Source organism: Blautia sp. KLE_1732_HM_1032 (assembly GCF_025147905.1).
Classification (GTDB): domain Bacteria; phylum Bacillota; class Clostridia; order Lachnospirales; family Lachnospiraceae; genus Blautia_A; species Blautia_A fusiformis.
Genome location: NZ_CP102266.1, coordinates 1,194,137 through 1,214,876 on the forward strand (window position 1 = coordinate 1,194,137; position 20,740 = coordinate 1,214,876).

Sequence of the window (20,740 nt, forward strand, 5' to 3'; positions counted from 1 at the left end):
AGAGAAGTCCTATGAGGGTACAATAAGCAATCTTGAATCAGGAAATCCCATGCGGGGTACAATAAGCAATCTTGGATCAGGAGAATCCCCTGCGAGAGTACAATAAGCAATCTTATATCAGGAAAGTCCCATGCAGGGTGCGGATATCATAGCAAACAGAAGGAGAACTAAATGTCCGAAATTTCATTAGAACTGAAAAACATAAAAAAGAGCTTCCAGGAAGGTGAGGACGTCCTGGAAAGCATCTGTCTTACAGCAAAAAAAGGAGAATTTGTCACTCTGCTGGGGTCTTCCGGCTGTGGAAAAACCACCACACTGCGGATCATTGCAGGCCTGGAACAGCCAGATTCCGGCCAGGTTTTTCTGGATGGAAAGGATGTGACATCCATGGAACCGAATCAGCGCAATGTGAACACAGTGTTCCAGAATTATGCACTTTTTCCCCATATGAATGTAGCAGATAACATTGGATATGGGCTGAAATTGAAAAAAACATCGAAAGCGGAGATCAGCAGAAGAGTCAAAGAAATGCTGGAGCTTGTTCAGCTTCCGGGCTTTGAGAGGCGTAAGCCGTCAGAGCTTTCCGGCGGTCAGCGCCAGCGTGTGGCCATAGCCAGAGCACTTGTGAACAATCCGGAGGTACTTCTTCTGGACGAACCCCTTGGTGCGCTGGATCTGCAGCTGAGGCGTGCCATGCAGCACGAGCTGAAGCGCCTGCAGAAGAAGCTGGGGATCACCTTTATCTATATCACTCACGATCAGGAAGAAGCCATCAACATGTCTGATACGATCGCTGTGATGAACCACGGTCGCTTTGAGCAGATTGGGACGCCGGATGAGATCTATAATCATCCGAAGACCAGCTATGTGGCAACCTTTGTTGGAAATGCCAATATCCTGACCGGTATTGTGGAAAGCATTGCGGAAGAGGAGATTGACGGTACTTCCGCTCAGATCACCGTAAGAACTGATGCCGGAAAAGTAAAAGTATCAATGGACACCGCAGCTACATCTGACAGAGGATATTTCCCACAAAAAGGAGAAAAGGTTACCATCGCAGTAAGAAGCGAAAATATCCGTTTTGAGGAAAATAAAAAAAATGCACAACAAAGCACGCCGAATTGCACATCAGAAAACACACAAAAGAGTGTACAGGAGCCCGCAGAAAAAACCACAGATGACAGCTGCGATGGCTTAACCGCCGAAGTCATTGAAAAAACCTTCGCCGGCGGCCAGCTCCGTGTTGTTTTGAAAACTTCGGAAGGTCAGGAAATCGTGGCAAGCCGTTACGGCATTGATACAAATGTCAGTGTAGGAGAAAAGGTGCGCTGCTGTTTTCTTCCTACAGATGCAGTGCTGGTAGATCGGGAAGAAAGATCAGAAGAAGTATTGCCGGATCAGTCAGGTCCCTGTGCAGGAGGTACCCATGCGTAAGCACAGAGCAGGCTCCGTATGGATGATCCTGCCGCTGTATCTTTTTACACTGATCTTCGTTGCTCTGCCTCTTCTGTATGTAGTTGCACTGAGCTTTTCCACAGCAGACGGCGGCTACGGCGTGAACTGGAAATTTACTCTGGATAATTACAAGCAGATCCTGGAGCCTGTATACCTGCAGACCTTTACGGGATCCTTCCGTCTTGCGCTCACCAGCACTTTGATCATCTGTCTGGTGGGCTACCCCTTCGGATACTTTATGGCAAAGCTTTCCGAGGGCAAAAAGAAGCTGGCCATGCTTTTCCTGATGCTGCCTTTCTGGGTGAATTCCCTGATCCGTCTTTATGGCTGGATCATCATTCTCCAGAAAAAGGGCCTTCTGAATTATCTGCTGATGAAGCTTGGCATCATCCAGGAGCCCTTAAAAATCCTGTACAGCTATCCTGCGATCGTGATCGGTATGATCTATGTATTGCTGCCGTTTATGGCACTGTCCGTATATTCCAGTGCGGAAAAGCTGGACTGGTCCCTTGTGGAAGCTGCCAGAGATCTTGGAGCCAGCAGATGGAAGGCCTTCTGGAGCATCACCTTTAAGCTGACTTTGCCGGGACTTCTTTCCGGAGTGATACTTACCTTTATTCCGTCTATGGGTCTGTTTTTTATTGCGGATATCCTGGGCGGAAACAAGATCGTACTTGTGGGAAGCCTGATCCAGGAGCAGATGACAAGAGGCAATAACTGGCCCTTTGCCGCAGCACTGGCTGTGGTACTGATGATACTGACAACTCTGATGATCGTATTATATCGGAAGCTTACCAATGTGAAGGAACTGGAGGGAATCGGATGAAAAAGAACTCAAAGCTTTCAGGACTGTACCTGGGGATCCTGTTTTTCCTTATGTATCTGCCCATTGGTGTGGTAGTGGTATTTTCGTTTAATGAAGCAAGACTTCCGGTGCGCTTTACCGGATTTTCCCTGAAATGGTATCAGGAACTGTTTCAGGACAGGGATCTGATCCAGGCATTGAAAAACAGTCTGATCCTGGCGGTGTCCAGCTGTGGGGTATCTGCAGTGATCGGAACACTGGGGGCTGTAGGACTTTCCAGGATCCACTGGAAAACAAAAGGGATGATGGAGTATATTTCCATTCTGCCTCTGATGATCCCGGAGATCATTCTGGGAATGGTACTGATGGCATTTTTCTATATGCTGAACCTGCCATTTGGAATGCTGACACTTCTGATCGGACACACGGTTTTCTGCGTGCCCTATATTTTGATGGAGGTAAAAGCAAGGCTTGTGGGAATGGATCCGTCCCTGGAAGAGGCAGCCAGAGATCTTGGTGCCGGTTCCTTTCGGGCCTTCTGGGACATTACCCTGCCGCTGATCATGCCGGCTGTTATATCCGGCTCTCTGCTGGCCTTTGCCATGTCCATGGACGATGTGGTGATCAGCATTTTTGTAACCGGGCCACGTGTATCCACGCTGCCGATAAAAGTTTACACACAGATGAAAACAGGCGTTACGCCGGAGATCAATGCACTTTGTACCATAATGCTGGGAGTGATCCTTCTGGTACTGGCAGTATATCTGATCGCAGGAAAACGCGGGAAGGGGAATATAAAAGATGAGCAATAAACTGATCGAGTTAAAAAATCTCACAAAAAACTTTGATGACCAGCAGGTGCTCCGGGGCATTAATCTGGACATTCACGAAAACGAATTCCTTACGCTTCTGGGACCCAGCGGCTGTGGAAAAACAACAACCTTAAGGATCATTGCCGGCTTTGAGGAGCCAAGCGGCGGAGAGGTATTGTTTAACGGAATTGAGATCTCCAAGCTGCCTCCATATAAAAGAGAGATCAACACGGTATTCCAGAAATATGCATTGTTTCCGCATCTCAATGTTATGGACAATATCGGTTTCGGCCTGAATCTGAAAAAGGTAGATAAATCTGTTATTGAGCAGAAGGTAAAAAGAATGCTGAAAATGGTAGGGCTGGAAGGCTTCGAAAAAAGAGATGTTACACTTCTTTCCGGTGGACAGCAGCAGCGAGTTGCCATTGCCAGAGCTCTTGTCAATGAGCCGAAGGTTCTTCTGCTGGATGAGCCACTCGGCGCACTGGATGCCAAGATCCGTAAGCAGATGCAGATCGAGCTGAAAAAGATCCAGAGAGAGGTAGGGATCACCTTTATCTATGTCACCCATGACCAGGAGGAGGCACTTTCCATGTCTGATACGGTAGTAGTCATGAACAACGGTGAGATCCAGCAGATCGGCAGCCCGACAGATATCTATAATGAGCCGGAGAACCGTTTTGTTGCCGGCTTTATCGGAGAGTCCAATATTATAGAAGGAACAATGATCAGGGATTTCCTTGTGGAGTTTGATGGCTTCCGTTTTGAATGTGTAGACAAGGGATTTGAGGACAACGAAGCCATTGAGGTTGTTCTCCGCCCGGAGGACCTGGATATTGTGGAACCGGATCAGGCCAAGATCAGAGGAACGGTACGGAACATTACGTTCAAGGGCGTGCATTATGAGATCCTGGTTGAGACGGAGCTTCGCACATACATGGTGCACACTACCGATTATGCAGAAGTGGGACGTGAAGTGGGACTGAAGTTTGGTCCTGAGGATATCCATGTTATGTGCAGAATGGGAGGATACTAATGAAACAGTTCAAGCATCTGATCAAGCCGTATATCATCTGGGCTTCGATCCTGATCGTGGTACCATTGATCCTGATCGTGCTTTATGCATTTACCTCAGATGGAAATGAAGTTCTGACCCTGCATTTTACATGGGCGAATTTTGCAAAATTTCTGGAAGCTACATATTTAAGTGTTATCCTGAAATCCTTCCGCCTGGGTATCCTGACCACACTAATCTGCCTGGTCTGCGGATATCCGCTGGCATACATTATTTCCAAATATTCCGAAAAGGTGCAGAGCTTTCTGATCCTTATGGTCACCATTCCCATGTGGATCAACATGCTTCTCCGTACCTATGCATGGATGAACATTCTTTCTGACAATGGTCTGGTGAACAACCTTCTGAAAATGCTGGGAATCTCACCGATCACCATGATGTATACAGATTTTTCCGTTATCGTGGGCCTTGTTTGTAACTTTATGCCCTTTATGATCATTCCGATCCATACATCCTTAAGTAAAATGGACAAGTCACTGATCGAAGCGGCCAACGACCTTGGTGCCAATCCCTTCCAGACCTTCTGGAGGATCACCTGGAAGCTTTCCATGCCAGGTGTGGTCAATGGTATCATGATGGTATTCCTTCTGTCCATATCAACCTTCGTTATTCCGAAGCTTCTCGGCGGCGGCCAGTACATGCTGATCGGTAATCTCATCGAGTCACAGTTTATTTCTGTAGGTGACTGGAACTTCGGAAGTGCCATCTCTCTGATCCTGGCAGTGATCATCCTGATCTTTATGAGCCTGATGAAGAAGATGGATACTCAGGACGATTAAAGGAGGCAGGAGATGAAAAGAAAAAATACCATATTTTCAAAATTATATGTAGTGCTGTGTCTGGCATTTTTTTACCTGCCGATCCTTGTGACCATGATCTTTTCCTTTAACTCATCCAAGTCCCTGACCAGATTTACAGGATTTTCCCTGCGCTGGTACGGAGAGCTGATAAACAACATGGAGATCAGTAAGGCAGTTTATGTTTCGGTCACAGTGGCAATCCTGGCAACTGTTATTTCCACAGTGCTGGGAACCATCACAGCCATCGGACTTTCAAAATCCAGAAAGGTGCTGAAGGAGATGGTCCTTACCATCAATAACTTTCCAATTCTGAATCCGGAGATCGTAACCGCGATTGGTCTGATGCTGCTGTTTTCTTCGCTGGGAATGACGAAAGGCTATCTGACCATGCTGCTGGCACATATCGCATTCTGTACGCCCTATGTGATCACCAGTGTATATCCGAAGGTACGAAGCCTGGATCCGAACCTTGCCAATGCAGCCATGGATCTTGGTGCAACGCCATATCAGGCACTTACCAAGGTTATCGTGCCCATGATCAAAGAGGGGATTTTTGCGGGAGCGCTCCTGGCCTTTACCATGTCCTTTGACGATTTCGTAATTTCCTACTTTGTTTCCGGAAACGGAGTAAAAAATATATCCATTGTTGTATATAATATGACAAAGCGCATCAATCCCACCATCAACGCCCTTTCTACCATTGTGATCGTGGTCATTGTACTGGTGCTTCTTTTTGCAAATCTGATCATGCCGAAGCTTCAGGCCTCCACCGTGAAAAAAATGGATCCGAAAAAAAGAAGGATCGTTGCGATTGTCACAGCTGTTGCGGTTGTTCTGGTATTGGGAAAGTGGACGCTCGTAAGCCAGGGAAACCACGTGCTTCGTGTATATAATGCCGGAGAATATATGGACCTGAGTCTTCTGGACAAATTTGAGAAGCAGTATAACTGTACTGTTGTATATGAAACCTTCGAGTCCAATGAGATGATGTACACCAAGTTGGCCAGTGGTGAAACCTACGATGTTCTGGTTCCGTCAGATTATATGATCGAAAGACTGATCAAGGAGGAATATCTTCAGGCCCTTGACTGGAAAAAGATCCCAAACAGCAAAAATCTTCTTCCCGAGGTACAGAATAAGGACTATGATCCGGGAAATCGTTATTCCTGTCCGTATTTCTGGGGAACTGTAGGAATCCTTTATAATAAGAATGTAGTCTCTCAGGAGGATCTTGACAAAGAGGGCTGGAATATTCTCTGCGATGAAAAATATAAGGGAGATCTTTATATGTATGATTCCGAAAGGGATTCCTTTATGATCGCCCTGAAAGCGCTGGGGTATTCCATGAACACAAAAAATCTTGATGAGATTCAGCAGGCTTATGAGTGGCTGATCCGGCAGAGAGATACCATGGATCCAATCTATGCAGGTGATGATGTGATCGACAACATGATCTCAGGAAACAAGGCAATGGCGGTTGTTTATTCCGGAGATGCTTCCTATATTATCAGCGAAAATCCGGAGCTTGGCTATTATACCCCGCAGCAGGGAACCAATACCTGGTATGATGCCATGGTCATCACCAAAGACTGTAATGAAGTAGATCTGGCTCATGAGTTCATCAATTTTATGCTGGATGATGAAAATGCTCTTTCCAATACCGAAGAAGTAGGATATACTTCTACTGTAAAGAGTGCATTCGAGGAGATGAAGAACGGAACTTATGAGGGAATTTCTTCCTATATTCCGCAGATCGACAATCCAAAGAATGAGATCTTCGGATACCAGAAGCCAAAGATCAAGCAGAAATTCGCAGAGCTTTGGACAAAGGTAAAAGCAAAATAACAAGACGTCAGAGAGAGACATGAAGGAGGTTCTATGAAATCAAAAAAAGCAGCAGCGATCATGTTATGTGCGGTACTTGGAACATCTATGATAACAGGTGTCAGTGTCAGTGCAAAGGATAAGGATGAACTGGTACTTTATACATGGGACGGAATGTTTCCGCAGGAAGTGCTGGATGATTTTGAAAAAGAAACAGGGACCAAGGTGGTATATTCCAACTTTGATACCGATGAGACCATGCTTGAGAAGCTTTCCCAGGCAAAGGGCGGCGATTACGATGTGGTAATTGCAGATGATTACATTATCGACAGCGCGGTAAAAGAAGGACTTGTCCAGAAGATTGACAAGGATACCGTTTCCAATTTTAAGAACATCAACCCCCTTTATCAGGGACAGTTTTATGATCCGGATGACGAATATACAGTACCTTACGGAGCAGGAATCCCACTGATCGTTTATGATCCGGAGCAGGTAGATATCGACATTAAAGGATACAAGGATCTCTGGGATAAGTCTCTGGAGGACAGCATTGCCATCGTAGGTAATTACCGCGTGATCTGTGGCATCACACAGCTTTCCATGGGAGAGAGCATGAACGAAGAAGATGTAGCCGTGATCGACAAGACCGGTGAGAAGCTGAAAGAGCTGGCACCGAACATTCGTATGATCCAGGATGACAATACACAGAATGCACTTCTCAATGGAGAGGCAAGTGTGGCATTTCTTTATACATCACAGGTAACACAGGCACTGAAGGATAATCCGGATCTTAAGGTGGTTTATCCGGAGGAAGGTCTTGGATTTGGTATTATGGGAATGTTTGTGCCAAGTGAAGCACCGAATGCGAAGGCTGCCAATGAATTTATCAATTATATCCTGGAGCCGGAAGTATCTGCACAGTGCATCAACTATATCGGATACTACAATACAAACAAGGCAGCAGATGATCTGGTAGACGAGAGCCTGGTTGTTCCGGACAGCGTGACAAAGGGTGAGATCGTACAGAATGTAAGCCAGGAAGCAGAGCAGGAATACAATAAGATCTGGACAGAGTTTAAAGCTGCCTGCGATTAAGCAGACGAACCAGTAAGGGGGTTTTTCAGGTGGAGATATACAAAGGCACATCCGCTTTTTCCGGAATAGCCATTGGAAAAATACTGTATTACCACAGAGGCGAATATCAGATACGTCAGTCCATGGTAGACAATGTAAAAAAGGAGCTGGATCGTCTGGATAATGCAAGAACAGCGGTAAAGAACCAGATCCAGCATATGTATAAAAACGGAGCACCCCTCCCCAAAGAGCAGGAGCTGACCTTGAAACGTCAGCTGAAGCTCTTAAGTGGCGGCAGCTTTCAGCGGGCCGTGGAAAGCATGATCACGACAGAAAAGGTCAGTGCAGCCTACGCAGTCCAGACAACCAGGGATGAGCTTGCAAATGTGTTCCGCAAGCTGGAGGACGAGGCTGTCAAAGAACAGATCGAAAATATCAGGGAGATCTCCGAGCTGCTGATCGGCGCCATGGGTGGCTCCCATGCACGGATCAATCTGGGAGATGAGCCGGTGATCCTTGCAGCAGAGCAGCTTTCCCCCAATGAACTTCTGGAGATGAACAAAGCCAGTCTTCTGGCGGTAGTCATGCATCAGGGGTCTGTTATTTCCCATGTATCGATCATGGCAAAATCCATGGAAGTCCCCACCCTGGTCGAGGTGGAGATACAGAAAGAATGGGATGGCCATATGGCTATTGTAGATGGGTATACAGGAACACTGTATATCGATCCGGAGCCGGAGCTTCTTAAGGAATATGAGATCCGTCATGCAGCAGATAAGGAAGAGCGGGAAGAACTTTTGAGACTTCGGAACCAGAAGGATATCACAGCCGATGGCAAGGAGATCAAGCTTCTGGCAAACATCGGAAATCTGGATGATCTGAATACGGTTCTTTATTACGGAGCAGCAGGTATCGGCCTTCTTCGAAGTGAATTCCAGTATCTCGGAAGAGAGAATTATCCAAGAGAGAATGAGCTGTTCCGTGCCTATAAAAAAGTAGCCGAGGATATGGATGAACGTCCGGCAGTGATCCGTACCGTGGACCTGGGGGCAGACCGTCAGGCAGAATATATGGCAATTCCTGATGAGGTCAATCCTATGATGGGAAACCGCGGCATCCGCCTCTGCCTGGATCGCAAAAAAATGTTTAAAGCGCAGCTTCGGGCTATTTACCGTGCAAGTGCCTATGGAAATATCAACCTGATGTATCCGATGATCACGTCCGAGGAAGAGCTGGATGAGATCGAGAAGCTGATCCGAGAGGTAAAAAAGGGCCTGGATGAGAAGAACATTCCTTACAAAAACATCCGTACCGGAATTATGATCGAAACACCGGCAGCGGTCATGATCAGTGAAGAACTTGGAAAACGTGTGGATTTTCTGAGCCTAGGAACCAATGACCTGACCCAGTATACCCTGGCTATGGACCGGCAGAATCTTCTTTTGAAGGATAAATACAATGATCATCATCCGGCGCTTGTAAAGATGATCCGCATGGTAACAGAGGCAGGACATAAGTCAGGATGTGAAGTTTACATATGCGGAGAGCTGGCAGCAGATTCCAATCTTACAGAAGCTTTTATCCAGATGGGAGTGGACGGCCTTTCCGTTGTTCCTGCCTGTGTACTTCCAGTGCGAAAAGCGATCCGCAGTTCCTATGCGGATGAGGCAAACCGGCCGGAAGAAGCAGTAAAAGAGAAATAATATCCGGAAAAATAAAAATCCTGAGAATTTCTATGTTGATATCTGTTAATATCTCACATAGGATCCTCAGGATTTTTTTGACGGAATCTTTCACTCACGGCTTATTGTTGTTCTCAATTGAAGCAGTGCGTGGAAGCATATCTGTTCCGGTTAAAGTTATCGAAGTCCAAGCACCTGGGCGGTTTCCGAAATAAACTCCGGTGTGGTACCACAGCATCCGCCGATCACGGAAGCACCGTTGTCCACCAGCACCTTCATATAACCTGCAAAATCCGCAGGGGTCATGCTGTAAACTGCATTTCCAAGATCATCGATCTGGGGCATTCCCGCATTGGGTTTGGCAATGACCGGAATGGAAACGTTCTCTTTGATATTACGGATAACCGATACCAGCTGATCCGGGCCAACCGAGCAGTTGATGCCGACAGCGTCTGCACCTGCAGCTTCCAGGGACATGGCAGCCTCTATGGCATTTCCGCCGCTGAAGATACTTCCGTCTGCTTCTACAGTCACGGTACAGATGATAGGAAGCTCGCAGACACTCTGGCAGGCGTCTACAGCAGCCAGTGTCTCCTCGATATTGATCATGGTTTCCGCTACGATCAGGTCCACACCTGCATCACGGAGATAGCCGATCTGTTCCTGATAGACTTCGAAGGCTTTTTCGTAAGTCATGTCACCGGCCGGTGCCATCATCTTGCCTGTGGTGGTGATATCACCTGCTACGAAAACACCCTCCGGTGCGATCTCCTTTGAATAGCCTGCCAGGGTATGATTGATCTGTTCGATCTGATCCTCCAGTCCGTGCATAGTGAGGTTAATGCGGTTTCCGCCGAAGGTAGGCGCATAGATGATATGGCTTCCCGCCGCGATGTATGCCTTCTGCAGAGACTGGATCACATCCTTGTGCTCAAGCACCCAGCTCTCTGTACAGACACCACGCGGCATGCCGGCCTTCATCAGGTTGGAGCCGGTAGCACCATCCAGCAGCAGGACATGATCTTCGGTCAGTTTCTGAAATTCCTGTTTTGTCATATGTTTATATCCTCCTTATGGCAGCCAATCACGGTTGGCAAAAAATAGGGCTCCTCCTGTAACCGCTGCACTCATTGCCGTGGGTTTATTTTAACACAGGGAATAAAAATAATCTATCCTGTTTCTGGGCCGGGAAATAAAAAATAATAAAAATTAGGCAAATTGTACATATTTAACGACTTTTCTGTCGAATAAAGAACTTGCGTATTAGAAAATAGGATTGTATAATAACCTATAGACATGCCCAAAGGGCAAGACTGTCATCAGATAGAACAAAAAGGTAAAGGTGAAAAGGAATTATGATTAAAGTTAAACTGAGCAACTGGAAGTCTGATCACCAGATGGATGAGGCTTATAAAGCTCTGCGAACAAATATCCAGTTCTGCGGAGCAGATAAGAAAGTGATCGCACTTACCAGCTGTACTCCTAATGAGGGAAAGAGCAGTGTGGCATTTAATCTTGCTGCCTCTCTTGCTGAGAGCGGCAAATCAGTGCTTCTGATCGATGCCGATCTGCGTAAATCCGTTTTGATGGGACGTGTGACAGTAGACCAGGAGGTAATGGGACTTGCTCATTATCTTTCCAAGCAGGCCAAGCTTTCTGACGTGATCTGTGCCACTACACTTCCGAAGTTCCATATTATCTTCTCCGGTATCGTACCTCCGAACCCGGCAGAGCTTCTCGGAAACAGACTCTTCAAGGATATGATCCGCGTGGTAAGAGATGTTTATGATTACGTTATTGTAGATACACCGCCGCTTGGACTGATCATCGACAGTGCTATCATAGCAGATTCCTGCGACGGATCTGTAATCGTCGTTGAATCCGGTACTATCAGCTACCGTTTTGTACAGGAAGTAAGAGATCAGCTTGCCAAGAGCAACTGCCCGATCCTGGGAACCATCCTGAACAAGGTGGACTACAGCAAGGCCGGCAATTACGGTCACTATGGCAAGTATGGTAAATACGGCAAGTACGGTAAGTATGGTTCCTACGGAGATTATGGTGAGAGCAGCAGTAAATAAAAAAACATTGACAACAGAAATGAGTGGGTTATTTTAATGAAGGGACTTTATGATATTCATTGTCATATCCTCCCCGGGGTGGATGACGGTGCAAGAAACATGGAAGAATCACTCTGGATGCTCAATAAGGAGTATCAGGAGGGCGTACGTCATGTGATCCTGACACCACATTTCCGGTACGATATGTTTGAGCCGCATATGAACATTGTGACAAGACAGTTTATGCAGCTGCGTAGAGCAGCCATGAATATTGGTGATGAAGGCATGAGACTTTATCTGGGCTGTGAACTCCATTCCAGTATGGATATGGTGGAATGCCTTAAGAAGGGACGGCGGCTTACCCTTGCAGGTTCCAGATATGTGCTTGTGGAATTCAGCAACGGAGATGAGAAAAATTATATTGAAGAACGGGTCAGAAGTCTTCTGATGAATGGTTTTATCCCGATCATCGCTCATGTGGAACGTTATAAGGCTACCCGGAACGATATTGGATTTTTGACAGAGCTGAAGGATATGGGAGCACATATCCAGGTCAACGCAGATACCATCAGCGGTCAGGACGGATTCGGGGCAAAAACCTTTGCACGGAAAGTCATGAAGCATGGGCTTCTGGATTTTGTCGGTTCTGACGGACACCGTAAGACGGAGCGTATCCCGGAGATCGGCAAATGTGTCGCCAAAATGGAAAAAACAATGGGGAGCGAATATGTAAAGAAGATCTTTATCAAAAATCCCCGGAAAATCACAGGGTAATGGAGAAAAGAAATGGAAAATCAGACTGTTAACAACAACGACGAAGTAGAGATCGATCTTGGTGAGGTATTTCACCTGTTACTGAGCAAGCTGGGTGTTATCATTTTATCCGGTATTGTTTTCTGCCTGGCAGCTGTTATGGGAACCATGCTTCTGATCACACCGAAGTATGAATCCACAACCAAGATCGTGGTACTGTCCAAGCAGGACAGCAGCACACTGACCAATCAGGATATCCAGACAAGTACATCACTGACCAAGGACTATGCGGAGCTGATCAAGAGCCGTACAGTTACTGAGGGTGTGATCGCACAGCTGAAACTGGATATGACACATGAGGAGCTTCTTAAGAAGCTTTCCGTAGATACACCAACGGATACACGAGTAGTATCCATCACAGTTACAGATACCGATCCTTATACAGCGGCACAGATCGCAAACGCAGTAAGAGATATTGCTTCCAAGCATATCCAGCAGGTTATGGATATCAAGGCAGTAAATGTGGTAGAGACAGCAAACATCCCGGATGAGCCGTCAAGCCCAAGCGTACCGAAAAACGGTGTGATCGGCGGACTTCTGGGTATCCTTCTGGCAGCAGCCGTTGTGCTCATCGTATATCTGACAAACGATACTGTAAAGACACCGGAAGACGTAGAGAAATATCTTGGATTAAGCGTACTTGGTACAATCCCATACTCTTCCAAAATGGGCAAGAAATCCAAAAAGAAAAAGAAACGTCACGCATAAAAATAACAACAACGGATCAAAGTGTTGGGAAAGGCCGGGAGCAGCAAAAATATGAAGAAATTTTTTGTGTTTTTATTAGTGGTCATCTGCCTTGGTATGGGAGCCGGTGTAGTATACATGAAGAGCTCCGAGGATAATGAAGGACCGAAGATCACATTTGAAGAGGGAAAAGATACGAATTATACATCCGATATGACAGAAGAGGATCTTCTGAAGGATGTAAAGGCACAGGATGACAGAGATGGAGATGTTACAGAGTCTCTTACTGTAGAAACCATATATCCGAAGAATGACGGAAAACAGGTTTCTGTTATCTTTGTTGCAAAGGACAAAAACAACAATGTAACAAAAAAAGAATTTACCATGGAAGCTCAGGACGGCAGTGCCGAAAATCCGCAGCTGGGACTGATCGATAATGACGGTCTCACAGAGAACGGAGATTCCACAGATACCACAGAGCCTGCAGAAGAGACAGATATGCAGGATGGGACAGAAGCAGACAGCACAGATGCTGAAAGCGGAGATTCCGCAGAAGGAGAACTGACTCCGGAGGAACAGGCGCAGAAGACACAGGAAGACAAGATCGAGCAGCTTTCTCCGCAGGATCCAAAGATGTATCTGACTACCTATTACGTAGAGGTACCGGTAGGAACTACGCTGGATAAATTAAGCTATGTAAAGGATATCCAGGATGATACAGAGTCAACCAGTGATCTTTTCAAAAGGATTCAGATCACCGGTGATGTAAATACAGCTGCACCGGGAACTTACGAGCTTACATATTATGTAGTAGACAACAGTGGAAACAGCTCCAACGGAGCCGTACTTACCATTGTTGTGAAATAAATATCATCCCCTCTCCAGGTGCCTGAGATACCGGAGAGGGGATAAAAGCAACAAAAAATGTAAGCGAGGGAAGGCGTAGAAAAGAATATGTATCAAAAAGAAAACAGCAGCTGGGTAAAACATGCCGATTTTACGATTTGCGATATGTTGTGTCTGCAGCTTGCGTTTGTACTTGCATACTGGATCCGAAACGGGATCGATCAGCCATACGAGACAGAGCTGTATCGAAATGTGGCAGTGGTGATGTTTCTTATCCAGCTGATGGTCACATTTTTTAATGAAAGCTTCAGCGGAGTTCTGCGAAGAGGAATGCTGGTGGAACTGAAGAAAACCTTTGAACAGTGTACACTGGTCTGTCTTCTGGTCCTGGCATATATGTTTCTTTTAAGAATTGGAAACAATTATTCCAGAATGATCCTGCTGATCACCTATGTACTTTATATCTGCTTCAGCTACTGCGGCAGACAGGCATTGAAGAAATTCCTGAAGGATCACAGATACGAAGAAAGCGAGAAGCGATCCCTGCTGATCGTTACAGTCAGTGAAAATGCAGACAATGTGGTGGAAACCATCCGCAAGAATAATTACGGAACCTATCATTTGGCAGGAATTGTTTTTATGGATTGTGACAAGAAGGGAGCATCCGTCTGTGGAGTACCGGTAGTAGCCGGGAGTGAGGATATGATCTCCTATATCCATAAGAACTGGATCGATGAAGTATTTTTTGCAGTGCCTAAGGAAATTCCGATCCCGGAGCAGATGATCAAGGATTGTTCTGCAATGGGAGTTGTTATCCATATGAGACTGGCAACCATGAAATCCCTTGGCAAGAACCAGGTGGTGGAGGAGCTTGGCGGATACACTGTGCTTTCCAGCAGTATCCACATTGTGACACCGCGCCAGATGTTTGTGAAACGAGCTATGGATATCGCAGGCGGTCTGGTAGGTTGTCTTTTTACAGGAATCGCAGCGATCTTTCTGGTTCCGGCCATTAAGATCAAATCTCCGGGTCCTGCATTTTTCTCACAGGTCCGCATGGGAAAGAACGGTCGTCCGTTCAAGATCTATAAATTCCGCTCCATGTATATGGATGCAGAAGAACGCAAAAAAGAACTGATGAAACAGAATAACATAAAAGATGGAATGATGTTCAAAATGGATGATGATCCACGAATCATCAAAGGAGTAGGACATTTTATCCGAAAGACATCCCTGGATGAATTTCCACAGTTCTGGAATATTCTGAAAGGAGATATGAGTCTTGTAGGAACCAGACCGCCGACAATGGATGAGTGGGAGAAGTATGAGCTTCACCATCGCAAACGTCTGGCCATCAAGCCGGGACTTACCGGTATGTGGCAGGTAAGCGGTCGAAGTGATATTACGGATTTCGAGGAAGTCGTAGAGCTTGACACAAAGTACATTGCCGAATGGTGTCTGAAACTGGATATTGAGATCCTGGTTAAGACAGTTATGGTCGTTTTCCGCGGAAGCGGCGCCAAATGATTCATACATATTGAGATTCGAATATAATGACCCGGGCTGCGGAGACGCAGTTCGGGGATAAAAATAAATTAGATAAGTTATAAATATAAAAGAGGAAGTAAAAAATGCAGATTTTATTGATCATGCTGATCGTAGTACTTCTTGCGTTCTCGGTCCTGCTTCTGGCACTGGCAAAACAAAGTCCCAGGGAAAAGCAGACAGAAGACAAAGAGCAGGAAGAATACATCAGGGATTATGCAGAAACAGTAAGACAGACCGGAGGAAGTATGAAGAAGTTAGAACATTGGAAAGTAATTGCGATATATCTGATCATCTATGACATGATAGCTGTTAATTTTTCTTATTTTATGGCGCTGCTGGTGAGATTCGATTTTCGGTATTCCTCGATTCCCACAGATTATTTTGATGCATGGAGGAGCTTTGCACCAATCTATACCATTATCATCCTGGCAGTATTCGGATGCCTGCATCTGTATAACAGTGTATGGCGTTTCGCAAGCTTCCATGAGCTGATCAAGATCACGGTTGCAACTGTGATCACAGGTGTTCTGCATATTGTGGGTATCACGATCTTCTGGGGACGGATGCCGGCTTCCTATTATCTGATCGGTATCATGCTGCAGTTTTTCCTGACTGTAGGCGTACGTTTCTCCTATCGTTTTGTACTTCTTGAGCGGAACCGCAGAGAAAAGAGCGAGCGTGAGGAGCGGAGCAAAAACGTGATGATCATCGGTGCAGGAGAAGCGGGCAGGACCATTGTCCGGGAGCTTCAGAATGCAAAGGAAACCAATTCCAGAGTACGCTGCCTGATCGATGACAACCCGAATAAATGGGGAAGATACATGGAAGGCGTTCCGGTGGTAGGCGGAAGAGACGATATTTTTCTCAATGTGGACAAGTATCATATCAATCAGATCCTTCTTGCGATCCCGACGGCAACACCGCATCAGAAGCGGGATATCCTGAACATCTGCAAGGAAACCGGCTGCGAGCTGAAGCAGCTCCCGGGTGTATATCAGCTTGTAAACGGAGAAGTATCCCTGAGCAAGATGAAAAAAGTAGCAGTGGAGGATCTTCTCGGACGAGACACCATCAAAGTCAACATGTCAGAGATCTTTCAGTATCTGAAGGGCAAAAGGATCCTGGTAACAGGAGGCGGCGGTTCCATCGGAAGCGAGCTCTGCCGTCAGATCGCAGGTCATGAGCCGGAGCTTCTGGTGATCTTCGATATTTATGAAAATAATGCATATGACATTGAGCAGGAGCTGAAGGCCAGTTATCCGAACCTGAACCTGAAGGTACTGATCGGCTCCGTCCGTGACAGCAAAAGGATCAACTGGGTATTTGAAACCTATAAGCCGGAGATCGTATATCATGCAGCCGCACATAAGCACGTACCGCTGATGGAGAACAGCCCCTGTGAGGCGATCAAGAACAATGTGGTAGGAACCTATAAGACTGCATATGCGGCAATGATGAACGGCTCCCAGCGATTTGTGCTGATCAGTACCGACAAGGCTGTAAACCCGACCAACATCATGGGCGCCAGCAAACGACTCTGCGAAATGGTAGTCCAGAGCATGAACATGGTCAGCCACAACGGACACACCGACTGGCTGCCACGACTTGGCGGACACAGAAAGGATACCCTGGATGCACTTCACGACAACGAAGGTCAGGCATATGTAAGTGAGAACCATACATCGAAAACAGGAACCGGCACAGAATTCGTAGCTGTACGATTCGGAAACGTTCTCGGCAGCAACGGAAGTGTGATCCCGCTGTTCAAGCGCCAGATCGAAAAAGGCGGCCCTGTCACCGTCACACATCCGGACATCATCCGCTACTTTATGACTATCCCGGAGGCCGTAAGCCTTGTCCTCCAGGCAGGAACCTACGCCAAAGGCGGCGAGATCTTCGTCCTGGACATGGGAGCCCCGGTAAAGATCGACACCCTTGCCCGAAACCTGATCAAGCTTTCCGGCTACACCCCGGATGTAGACATCAAAGTCACCTACACTGGTCTCCGCCCAGGCGAAAAGCTTTACGAAGAAAAGCTGATGGCCGAAGAAGGCATGGAGAAAACTCCAAACGACCTCATCCACATCGGCAAACCCATCGAAATGGACGTACAGGAATTCTTCAAACAGCTGGAAGTCCTGGCAGCATACGGCTACGCCAACAGCGAAAAGATCCGAGACATCGTAGCCGCGATCGTACCGACCTATCACTCGGCGGATTCCGACCTGAAGCTGCATAAGAAGGTGTATGAGGAGCTGATGAGTGAGGCGGCTGTGGCTGCGGAGAAGTGATCAAGCATAAACTGAAAGTACATAAAAAGAGGTAGAGAGCCATGTTCAAAGAAAGTAACAAGTTTGAAAAATTTGAATCAAAAGTCTGGTTAAGCAGTCCAACAATGCATGGACCGGAAATTGAATATGTAAAAGAAGCATATGAAACAAACTGGATGTCTACAGTAGGAAAAAACATTAATGAAGTAGAAAAACTTGCCTGTGAATATATCGGCTGTAAATATGCAGTAGCTTTATCAGCAGGAACGGCTTCCTTACATCTGGCTATGAAACTGGCTGGAATTGAAGCATATGGTATGCCAAAAGTTGGTCATGGAGCATTGGAAGGAAAGAAAGTTTTCTGCTCCGATATGACTTTTGCTGCAACAGTAAATCCGGTTGTATACGAAGGTGGAGAACCGGTATTTATTGATACAGAGTATGATACCTGGAACATGGATCCGGAAGCATTGGAAAAAGCCTTTGAAATCTATCCTGATACGAAGGTTGTGGTTATTGCACATCTTTACGGAACTCCGGGAAAGATAGATGAATTAAATGCAGTGATCCGAAAGCATGGAGCTATTTTGATCGAGGATGCGGCAGAATCTATGGGAGCCACATACAAAGGGGTTCAAACAGGTACGTTTGGAAAGTATAATACGATTTCTTTTAATGGAAACAAGATCATTACAGGAAGTTCAGGCGGATGTTTCCTGACAGATGATGAAGAAGCTGCAAATAAAGTACGTAAATGGTCAACGCAGGCCAGAGAGAATGCTGCATGGTACCAGCATGAAGAACTGGGATATAACTATCGAATGAGCAATGTGGTTGCTGGCGTTGTACGTGGGCAGTTTCCATATTTAAATGAACACATTGCACAGAAAAAAGCAATCTATGAGAGATATAAAGAGGGATTAAAAGGATTACCAGTATCTATGAATCCAATGGATCTGGAAAATTCTGAGCCAAATTACTGGCTGTCTTGTCTGATTATTGATAAGGAAGCAATGTGCAAGCAGGTTCGTGGCGAGCAGGACGTCTGCTACATAAAAGAAACAGGAAAAACATGTCCGGCAGAAATTTTGGAAGCAATTGCATCTATTAATGCAGAAGGACGCCCAGTTTGGAAACCGATGCATATGCAGCCGATTTATCGTCTGAATCCATTTGTTGTAAAAGACGGAAATGGAAGAGCCAGATCGAATGCATATATTGCAGGCAGCGTGTCTGATGTTGGAATGGATATTTTCAACCGAGGTCTGTGTCTGCCTAGTGATAATAAGATGACAGTGGAGCAGCAGGAGAGGATCATTGAGGTTATTCGGGCTTGTTTTGAATAGTATTCAAGAGGAATGAGATTGTGTCTAAAAAGAAAAAATTGGGTCTTCTGGCAGGAAGTACAGCAGTAACGACTGCGACAACAGCACATGCAATGAAAAAGGAAGCAGATAAGACTACATATACTGCTGAATTAATGAGTACGATTAAACCCCGTAAGATGGGATTTTATGAGAAGTATATAAAACGAGGGATGGATGTAATATGTGCATCTGCGGCAATTTTATGTTTTAGTCCGATTTATGCAGGAGTTGCTCTTTTAGTAAAAATAAAACTGGGATCACCAGTTATTTTTACGCAGGATCGTCCAGGTTTGGTAGATAAGAACGGAAGAGAAACGATTTTCAAAATGTATAAATTTCGTACGATGACAGATGAACGAGACGAAGAAGGAAATCTGCTTCCTGATGAAATAAGACTGACGAAGTTTGGCGCATGGTTAAGAAAGACAAGCCTAGATGAGCTGCCGGAAGCTTTTAACATCCTGAACGGAACGATGTCAGTAATTGGTCCAAGACCTCAGCTGGTAAGGGATATGGTATTTATGACGGATGAACAAAGAATGCGTCATACCGCAAAACCTGGCTTATCAGGACTGGCACAGGTTAATGGGCGAAATGCGATTACCTGGGAAGATAAATTGGAGTGGGATCAGAAATATATCAAAAAAGTTGGGCTGATAGAAGATATTAACATTATTTTAGAAACAGTCAAAAAGGCATTTATCAAGCAGGAAGGCATTTCACAGGATGATATGGCTACGGCAGAGGATTTTGGGGATTATCTGTTGAGAACAGGTAAGATTAGCTTGGAAGAATATCTGGAAAAACAAGAAATGGCAAAAGAAATTTTAATAAAGAGTGGGAAATAACATGAGTGATTTAGTGTCAATTATAATGCCGTCTTATAATACAGCACAATATATAACTGAAACAATACAATCAGTAATTGATCAGACATACCACAATTGGGAATTGATTATTGTGGATGATTGTTCAACAGATAATACTGACATAGTGATTGGAAAAATAAAGGATCCAAGAATCAGATATATAAAAAATGAAAAAAATTCAGGAGCAGCGGTTAGTCGGAATAGGGCGTTAAGGGAAGCTAATGGAAGATGGGTTGCGTTTTTGGATTCGGATGATTTGTGGAAACCAGAAAAACTGGAAAAGCAAATTTGTTTTATGATGAAAAATAGATATTATTTTTCATATACCAATTATGAAGAAATAGATGCTGATGGAAATAAAACAAATGTAATTGTTACAGGACCAAAAGTGATATCTAAAACAGGAATGTTTAATTACTGTTGGCCGGGATGTCTGACAGTTATGTATGATCGAAAAAAAATCGGTCTGATTCAGATTGCAGATATAAAGAAGAATAACGACTATGCAATATGGTTGAAGATATGCAAAAAAACCAGATGTTATTTATTGGATGAAGTTTTGGCAGAATACAGACGTGGAAGAAGCGGAAGTATCAGTACACATGGATATAAAGAACTGATTAAATGGCATTATAGATTGTTTCGATTTGCTGAAAAAGAAAATCCTATATGTAGCTTAGTAAACACTATAAGAAATATGACATTTGGCTTATATAAAAAGAAACGATATGTAAAGGAAAATAGAAAATGAAT

18 protein-coding genes are annotated in these 20,740 nt (G+C 45.3%); 17 read left to right on the forward strand and 1 reads right to left on the reverse strand.

Annotated elements, in window-relative coordinates:
- Positions 1-171 precede the first annotated feature (171 nt).
- Genes NQ489_RS05740 through ptsP form a run of 8 tightly spaced genes read left to right on the forward strand, consistent with a single transcriptional unit; the run spans position 172 to position 9,548 of the window.
- Complete coding sequence (locus NQ489_RS05740; RefSeq protein WP_021651059.1) at positions 172-1,434, forward strand: ABC transporter ATP-binding protein; 1,263 nt, start codon at positions 172-174, stop codon at positions 1,432-1,434.
- Positions 1,427-2,281 (forward strand): ABC transporter permease, encoded by an 855-nt coding sequence (locus NQ489_RS05745; RefSeq protein ID WP_021651060.1) that lies wholly within the window; start codon positions 1,427-1,429, stop codon positions 2,279-2,281. Before NQ489_RS05740 ends, NQ489_RS05745 begins: the two co-directional genes overlap by 8 nt.
- Positions 2,278-3,072, forward strand: a complete 795-nt coding sequence (locus tag NQ489_RS05750) for an ABC transporter permease (protein WP_021651061.1) — start codon at positions 2,278-2,280, stop codon at positions 3,070-3,072. Before NQ489_RS05745 ends, NQ489_RS05750 begins: the two co-directional genes overlap by 4 nt.
- The gene (gene potA / locus NQ489_RS05755; RefSeq protein WP_015525681.1) at positions 3,062-4,108 is read left to right on the forward strand and encodes a spermidine/putrescine ABC transporter ATP-binding protein; all 1,047 of its coding nucleotides are present in this window, start codon (positions 3,062-3,064) and stop codon (positions 4,106-4,108) included. Before NQ489_RS05750 ends, potA begins: the two co-directional genes overlap by 11 nt.
- Complete coding sequence (locus tag NQ489_RS05760; RefSeq protein WP_015525682.1) at positions 4,108-4,926, forward strand: ABC transporter permease; 819 nt, start codon at positions 4,108-4,110, stop codon at positions 4,924-4,926. The genes potA and NQ489_RS05760 overlap by 1 nt, the downstream gene beginning before the upstream one ends.
- Positions 4,927-4,938: 12 nt before the next feature.
- Positions 4,939-6,792 carry an extracellular solute-binding protein gene (locus tag NQ489_RS05765; protein WP_021651062.1) on the forward strand — a complete coding sequence of 618 codons (1,854 nt, stop codon included), beginning with the start codon at positions 4,939-4,941 and terminating at the stop codon, positions 6,790-6,792.
- A 33-nt stretch (positions 6,793-6,825) separates the two neighbouring features.
- The gene (locus NQ489_RS05770) at positions 6,826-7,866 is read left to right on the forward strand and encodes a polyamine ABC transporter substrate-binding protein (RefSeq protein ID WP_015525684.1); all 1,041 of its coding nucleotides are present in this window, start codon (positions 6,826-6,828) and stop codon (positions 7,864-7,866) included.
- 29 nt (positions 7,867-7,895) lie between these two features.
- The gene (gene ptsP, locus NQ489_RS05775) at positions 7,896-9,548 is read left to right on the forward strand and encodes a phosphoenolpyruvate--protein phosphotransferase (RefSeq protein ID WP_021651063.1); all 1,653 of its coding nucleotides are present in this window, start codon (positions 7,896-7,898) and stop codon (positions 9,546-9,548) included.
- Positions 9,549-9,704: 156 nt separating this feature from the next.
- Here the strand turns inward: ptsP and NQ489_RS05780 are convergent, their stop codons facing one another.
- The gene (locus NQ489_RS05780) at positions 9,705-10,583 is read right to left on the reverse strand and encodes a homocysteine S-methyltransferase family protein (RefSeq protein ID WP_021651064.1); all 879 of its coding nucleotides are present in this window, start codon (positions 10,581-10,583) and stop codon (positions 9,705-9,707) included.
- A gap of 299 nt (positions 10,584-10,882) precedes the next feature.
- Between NQ489_RS05780 and NQ489_RS05785 the strand changes: the two genes are divergently transcribed.
- The 9 genes from NQ489_RS05785 (at position 10,883) to NQ489_RS05825 (ending at position 20,738) form a co-directional block, all read left to right on the forward strand.
- A complete protein-coding gene (locus NQ489_RS05785; protein ID WP_015525686.1) occupies positions 10,883-11,608 on the forward strand; it encodes a polysaccharide biosynthesis tyrosine autokinase in 726 nt (241 codons plus the stop codon).
- A 36-nt stretch (positions 11,609-11,644) separates the two neighbouring features.
- Positions 11,645-12,361 (forward strand): CpsB/CapC family capsule biosynthesis tyrosine phosphatase, encoded by a 717-nt coding sequence (locus tag NQ489_RS05790; RefSeq protein WP_015525687.1) that lies wholly within the window; start codon positions 11,645-11,647, stop codon positions 12,359-12,361.
- Positions 12,362-12,373: 12 nt separating this feature from the next.
- Positions 12,374-13,108 (forward strand): YveK family protein, encoded by a 735-nt coding sequence (locus tag NQ489_RS05795; protein WP_015525688.1) that lies wholly within the window; start codon positions 12,374-12,376, stop codon positions 13,106-13,108.
- Between the two features lie 51 nt (positions 13,109-13,159).
- Positions 13,160-13,954: an immunoglobulin-like domain-containing protein gene (locus NQ489_RS05800; RefSeq protein ID WP_044961262.1), complete on the forward strand. Its 795-nt coding sequence runs from the start codon at positions 13,160-13,162 to the stop codon at positions 13,952-13,954.
- An 87-nt stretch (positions 13,955-14,041) separates the two neighbouring features.
- Complete coding sequence (locus NQ489_RS05805; RefSeq protein ID WP_021651066.1) at positions 14,042-15,460, forward strand: sugar transferase; 1,419 nt, start codon at positions 14,042-14,044, stop codon at positions 15,458-15,460.
- 266 nt (positions 15,461-15,726) lie between these two features.
- Positions 15,727-17,772, forward strand: coding sequence for a polysaccharide biosynthesis protein (locus NQ489_RS05810; protein ID WP_044961288.1), 2,046 nt, complete (start codon positions 15,727-15,729; stop codon positions 17,770-17,772).
- 41 nt (positions 17,773-17,813) lie between these two features.
- Complete coding sequence (locus NQ489_RS05815; RefSeq protein WP_021651068.1) at positions 17,814-19,097, forward strand: DegT/DnrJ/EryC1/StrS family aminotransferase; 1,284 nt, start codon at positions 17,814-17,816, stop codon at positions 19,095-19,097.
- A gap of 20 nt (positions 19,098-19,117) precedes the next feature.
- Entirely contained in the window at positions 19,118-19,966 is an 849-nt protein-coding gene (locus NQ489_RS05820; protein ID WP_021651069.1) for a sugar transferase, read from the forward strand.
- Between the two features lies 1 nt (position 19,967).
- Positions 19,968-20,738: a glycosyltransferase family 2 protein gene (locus NQ489_RS05825; protein WP_021651070.1), complete on the forward strand. Its 771-nt coding sequence runs from the start codon at positions 19,968-19,970 to the stop codon at positions 20,736-20,738.
- Positions 20,739-20,740: the final 2 nt, after the last annotated feature.

Excerpts from the sequence above, each read along its gene's own strand:
- NQ489_RS05740 (WP_021651059.1), top strand. The coding sequence starts at position 172 with ATGTCCGAAATTTCATTAGAACTGAAAAACATAAAAAAGAGCTTCCAG.
- NQ489_RS05745 (WP_021651060.1), top strand. The coding sequence starts at position 1,427 with ATGCGTAAGCACAGAGCAGGCTCCGTATGGATGATCCTGCCGCTGTAT.
- NQ489_RS05750 (WP_021651061.1), top strand. The coding sequence starts at position 2,278 with ATGAAAAAGAACTCAAAGCTTTCAGGACTGTACCTGGGGATCCTGTTT.
- potA (WP_015525681.1), top strand. The coding sequence starts at position 3,062 with ATGAGCAATAAACTGATCGAGTTAAAAAATCTCACAAAAAACTTTGAT.
- NQ489_RS05760 (WP_015525682.1), top strand. The coding sequence starts at position 4,108 with ATGAAACAGTTCAAGCATCTGATCAAGCCGTATATCATCTGGGCTTCG.
- NQ489_RS05765 (WP_021651062.1), top strand. The coding sequence starts at position 4,939 with ATGAAAAGAAAAAATACCATATTTTCAAAATTATATGTAGTGCTGTGT.
- NQ489_RS05770 (WP_015525684.1), top strand. The coding sequence starts at position 6,826 with ATGAAATCAAAAAAAGCAGCAGCGATCATGTTATGTGCGGTACTTGGA.
- NQ489_RS05780 (WP_021651064.1), bottom strand. The coding sequence starts at position 10,583 with ATGACAAAACAGGAATTTCAGAAACTGACCGAAGATCATGTCCTGCTG.
- NQ489_RS05785 (WP_015525686.1), top strand. The coding sequence starts at position 10,883 with ATGATTAAAGTTAAACTGAGCAACTGGAAGTCTGATCACCAGATGGAT.
- NQ489_RS05790 (WP_015525687.1), top strand. The coding sequence starts at position 11,645 with ATGAAGGGACTTTATGATATTCATTGTCATATCCTCCCCGGGGTGGAT.
- NQ489_RS05795 (WP_015525688.1), top strand. The coding sequence starts at position 12,374 with ATGGAAAATCAGACTGTTAACAACAACGACGAAGTAGAGATCGATCTT.
- NQ489_RS05800 (WP_044961262.1), top strand. The coding sequence starts at position 13,160 with ATGAAGAAATTTTTTGTGTTTTTATTAGTGGTCATCTGCCTTGGTATG.
- NQ489_RS05805 (WP_021651066.1), top strand. The coding sequence starts at position 14,042 with ATGTATCAAAAAGAAAACAGCAGCTGGGTAAAACATGCCGATTTTACG.
- NQ489_RS05810 (WP_044961288.1), top strand. The coding sequence starts at position 15,727 with ATGAAGAAGTTAGAACATTGGAAAGTAATTGCGATATATCTGATCATC.
- NQ489_RS05815 (WP_021651068.1), top strand. The coding sequence starts at position 17,814 with ATGTTCAAAGAAAGTAACAAGTTTGAAAAATTTGAATCAAAAGTCTGG.
- NQ489_RS05825 (WP_021651070.1), top strand. The coding sequence starts at position 19,968 with ATGAGTGATTTAGTGTCAATTATAATGCCGTCTTATAATACAGCACAA.